Here is a 4,070-nt window from a genome sequence, read left to right as displayed (position 1 = left end):
GGCCGTTTCAGCGCCATCGATCTCGTCCGCGTCGCCTCTGCCGCGCTAGGCGGGCAGGGCGGCGGCGGGCGTCCCGACATGGCGCAGGCCGGCGGCCCCGACGCGTCCAAAGCGGACGACGCTATCGCGGCGGTAAGGGCGGCGCTCGAAGCCGCGTGACGGCCCGATGAAGGTCCTCGTTCTTGGCGGCTACGGCCTGATCGGAGAAGCCGTCCTTGAACGATTGATTGAAGACGGCCACGACCTGGTCGGGCTTGGCCGTGACATCGTGCCGGCGCGGCGTCGCAAGCCACGTCCCCAATGGGTCGCGGCGGACATGTCGCGATTGCTCGCGGCAGCGGACTGGATTCCCTTATTGGCCGGCGTGGAGGCGGTTGTGAACGCCGCCGGTGCTTTGCAGGACGGCTCGCGCGATCATCTGGACGCCATCCATCGGCGGTCGGTCGCTGCTCTCGTTACTGCTTGCGAACAGGCCGGTGTACGCCGACTGGTGCAGATTTCGGCGATCGGCGCCGATCTCGATTCCGACAACGCATTCTTTCGGACCAAGGCCGAAGGTGATCGCGCTGTCGCGTCATCCTCCTTGGAATGGACGATCCTGCGGCCAGGCCTGGTCATCGCGCAGGGCGCTTATGGCGGAACGGCTTTGTTGCGTGCGCTGGCTGCGTTTCCATGGTTCGTGCCAGCCGTGCTTGCGGATCGACCGATCCAGACGGTGTCTGTCGCGGATGTCGCCGAGGCGGTATCGCGCGCCGTTGGCGGGTCCCTGGCGCGCGGGCAGATCATCGATCTTGTCGAGGAACGGGCCAGACCTCTTGGCGCCGTCCTCCTTGAATTCCGAGCCTGGCTCGGCCTGCCCAAGGCGCCGGTCGTGGCAGTGCCGGCGATTGTCGGCCGGCTCGCTGGCATAGTCGCGGATCGACTCGGCCTTCTCGGGTGGCGATCTCCCTTGCGCAGCGCGGCGCTTGCCGCGCTCGAGAAGGGCGTGACCGGTAACCCGAAACCCTGGGCCGAAATCACGGGCCGCCCTCCGCAGCCTTTGGAAGCAACGCTGGCGGTAATGCCGGCGCATGTTCAGGAGCGATGGTTCGCGCGTCTTTGGCTGCTGAAGCCGATCGTGTTTGCCATCCTGTCGACGTTCTGGCTGGCTTCAGGCGTTGTCGGGCTCGCCCGGCACGATGCGGCCGCCGACATTCTCGTCTCGCGCGGCCTGCCGCCCGCCGCTGCGCTTGGAATGGTTCTTGCGGGAAGCGTAGCGGACATCGTTGTCGGCGCCGCGGTTGTCGTGCGACCCCTCGCACGATTGGTGCTGCTGGCGATGGTCGCCATCACTTTGCTCTATCTTGCGGCTGCGACCATGCTTGCTCCCGATCTGTGGCTCGATCCTCTCGGGGCCATCGTCAAGGCCGTACCCATGCTTTGCCTCGTCCTGGTGGCGCTGGTGATTTTGGAAGAGCGATGAGCCTGTGGGCCGACATATTGCGCTGGCTGCACGTGATTGGTGCCACGGCGCTGTTCGGCACCGGTGCCGGCATAGCGTTCTTCATGCTGATGGCGCAGCGGACCGGCAAGCCCGAGATCGTCGCTCATGTCGCCGGGACAGTCGTGATTGCCGACGCCATCTTCACGGCGACGGCTGTCGTGGTCCAGCCGATCACCGGCGCGTTGCTGGCGCGCGAGATGGGATGGCCACTCAGCCAAGGCTGGATCGTGCTTTCGTTGCTGCTTTATGCCGTTGCCGGCGCATTCTGGCTGCCGGTCGTCTGGATCCAGATGCGTATACGCGATCTGGCACGGCAGGCTACGCGTGAACGGGCTCCTTTGCCGGACGAGGAAAAGCGCCTCTTCCGCATCTGGTTCGCCTTCGGCTTTCCTGCCTTTGGCGCCGTGGTTGCGATCCTCTGGCTGATGGTAACCAGGCCCGAGATCGGGTTTTAGAGCGGCCACCCGCTGCAGGCCGAGATGCCTGCGTCAACCGGCCTTCTCGGTCTTGACAAAGCTCGGGCGGGCGGCGACGCGCATGTACCACTCCTCGATATCCGCGAAGCGCTCCAGCAAGTCGCGCCCATCGGCAACCTTGACGAAATAGGCGATGATCGGCGCGGCGTGCAGGTCGGCCAGCGTCAGTTGGTCGCCAAGCAGCCATGGGCCTTCGGCCTTCAGCGACGTCAGTACCTTCAACACGGTCTCGGCCTGGCCGAGCCCGCCGGCGATCAGGCTCTCATCGGCCGGCATCTTTTCCAGCCGCTCGACCGCGACGTCCCAGACCATGGCGCGGTAGCCATAGGCATCGAGCATACCGATAATCTGGTCCACCCTCGCGCGGCCGCGCGGGTCGGCCGGTTGCAGGGGCGGACCGTCGAAGGCTTCGTCGACATAGCGCGCGATCGCGCTGGTCTCGAACAGCCGAAAACCGTCGTGCTCGAAGGCCGGGATGCGGCCGAACGGGTGATGCTCGAGATACCAGGCCGGAATGCCGTCGGCGGCGAATATGTCGACAGGGGCGAGCTCGTAGTCGGCGCCCTTTTCCTCCAGCGTCATCCGGGCGATGCGGACATAGACGCTGTAGTCGGCGCCGTAGAGGATCGGCTTTGTCATTTGCTATTCCTCTTTGTCTCGGCTGTCCCGTATCCAGACACGCAGCGGGCCGGCGGCCTGAAAGCCGCAGGCCAGTGCTTCATCCAACCCGGCGTCGCGGTCATACGCTACCAGCGCGCGATATCCAGCAAACGCATTGGCTGCTGCCCGCACTGCATCCCGATATGTCGGACTGCCATCCGTGGCAAAGACATTTGACAACCCAGTCACCAACTCAGATCTATTGGCTATGCAGCCGGAGGCAAAGCCGTCAGCCGTCCGTCGGCCAAGGATAGCGATTGCGGGGTCGGCCAGGACTGCCGCTGGAAAGACACGGCCGTTGGAGGGACTTGCGCGATCCGCCCAGGCAAACTCCCACATCTCCAAGCTGGCAGCATCCTCAACACGCTCCCAACCGGAAGGCGTCGTCGTCGGATGACTTAGGTCCGTCCAGATCCAGCTTGCTTCGAAGAGCTGACTGAACCCGAGCGGTTGGAGATCGAGACGGCAGAACCCGTCCTTGACCGAAAAGCTGGTAGCAAGGACGGATGTCAGTCTGGCTATTTCCGCAAGTTGGACCGCTACGGCATCGGCATCCAGAGTAGCGACATTGGGGTAGTAAGGAGGTGCTTGCCGGTCGCTGGACCAGACGAAGTCGTTCCTCAGATCACTTAGCCCATGCGCCTTGAAAATAGCCTGACAGAGATCGGCGTTATTGCCAGCGCAAAGGCGGACCCTTTCGCTGGCAACAATGCTCGGCACTTCTCACCCCATGGCCTTCTGCAGGTTCTCGTCGATCTTGTCGAGGAAGCCGGTGGTCGACAGCCAGGGCTGGTCGGGGCCGATCAGCAGCGACAGGTCCTTGGTCATGAAGCCGGACTCGACGGTCTGGATGCAAACCTTTTCCAGCGTCTCGGCGAAGCGCTTCAGCTCGGCGTTGTCGTCGAGCTTGGCGCGATGGGCGAGGCCGCGCGTCCAGGCGAAGATCGAGGCGATCGAGTTGGTCGAGGTCTCCTCGCCCTTCTGGTGCTGGCGGTAGTGGCGGGTGACCGTGCCGTGCGCGGCTTCCGCTTCCACGGTCTTGCCGTCCGGCGTCATCAGCACGGAGGTCATCAGTCCGAGCGAGCCGAAACCTTGCGCCACCGTGTCCGACTGCACATCGCCGTCATAGTTCTTGCAGGCCCAGATGTAGCCGCCCGACCATTTCAGGCTGGAGGCCACCATGTCGTCGATCAGCCGGTGCTCGTACCAGAGTTTCTTCGCCTTGAACTCGGCCTCGAACTCCTTCTCGTAGACTTCCTGGAAGATGTCCTTGAAGCGGCCGTCATAGGCCTTGAGGATGGTGTTCTTGGTCGAGAGGTAGACCGGATAGTTGCGCAGCAGGCCGTAGTTCAGCGAGGCGCGGGCGAATTCGCGGATCGACTCGTCGAGATTGTACATGGCCATGGCGACGCCGGAGGAGGGCGCGTCGTAAACGTCATGCTCGATCACTG

Annotated in this window: 6 protein-coding genes; 3 read left to right on the top strand and 3 right to left on the bottom strand. The window is 64.0% G+C overall.

The annotated features are described in order from the left end of the window. The 3 genes from EOA38_RS29740 to EOA38_RS29730 all read left to right on the top strand — a co-directional run. Window positions 1–159, top strand: a 159-nt coding sequence (locus tag EOA38_RS29740) for a DHHA1 domain-containing protein (protein ID WP_145966119.1), incomplete at its 5' end; no start/stop codon positions are given. A 7-nt stretch (window positions 160–166) separates the two neighbouring features. Then, window positions 167–1,462 (top strand): SDR family oxidoreductase, encoded by a 1,296-nt coding sequence (locus EOA38_RS29735; RefSeq protein ID WP_127300921.1) that lies wholly within the window; start codon window positions 167–169, stop codon window positions 1,460–1,462. Continuing rightward, on the top strand, window positions 1,459–1,938 hold the full coding sequence (locus tag EOA38_RS29730) for a DUF2269 domain-containing protein (protein ID WP_127300920.1): 480 nt from the start codon (window positions 1,459–1,461) through the stop codon (window positions 1,936–1,938). The genes EOA38_RS29735 and EOA38_RS29730 overlap by 4 nt, the downstream gene beginning before the upstream one ends. A gap of 33 nt (window positions 1,939–1,971) precedes the next feature. Here EOA38_RS29730 and EOA38_RS29725 read toward each other — a convergent pair whose 3' ends face one another. From EOA38_RS29725 to EOA38_RS29715, 3 genes are all read right to left on the bottom strand, one after another. Beyond that, on the bottom strand, window positions 1,972–2,598 hold the full coding sequence (locus tag EOA38_RS29725) for a glutathione S-transferase family protein (protein WP_127300919.1): 627 nt from the start codon (window positions 2,596–2,598) through the stop codon (window positions 1,972–1,974). Window positions 2,599–2,601: 3 nt separating this feature from the next. Further along, window positions 2,602–3,339, bottom strand: a complete 738-nt coding sequence (locus EOA38_RS29720; RefSeq protein WP_127300918.1) for a hypothetical protein — start codon at window positions 3,337–3,339, stop codon at window positions 2,602–2,604. Window positions 3,340–3,342: 3 nt separating this feature from the next. After that, window positions 3,343–4,070, bottom strand: a 728-nt coding sequence (locus EOA38_RS29715) for an NADP-dependent isocitrate dehydrogenase (RefSeq protein WP_127300917.1), incomplete at its 5' end; no start/stop codon positions are given.

It is taken from the genome of Mesorhizobium sp. M1E.F.Ca.ET.041.01.1.1 (genome assembly GCF_003997355.1).
Classification (GTDB): Bacteria; Pseudomonadota; Alphaproteobacteria; order Rhizobiales; family Rhizobiaceae; genus Mesorhizobium.
Note: the sequence above shows the minus strand (reverse complement) of the source record. Positions and strands in the feature narration are given on the sequence as shown.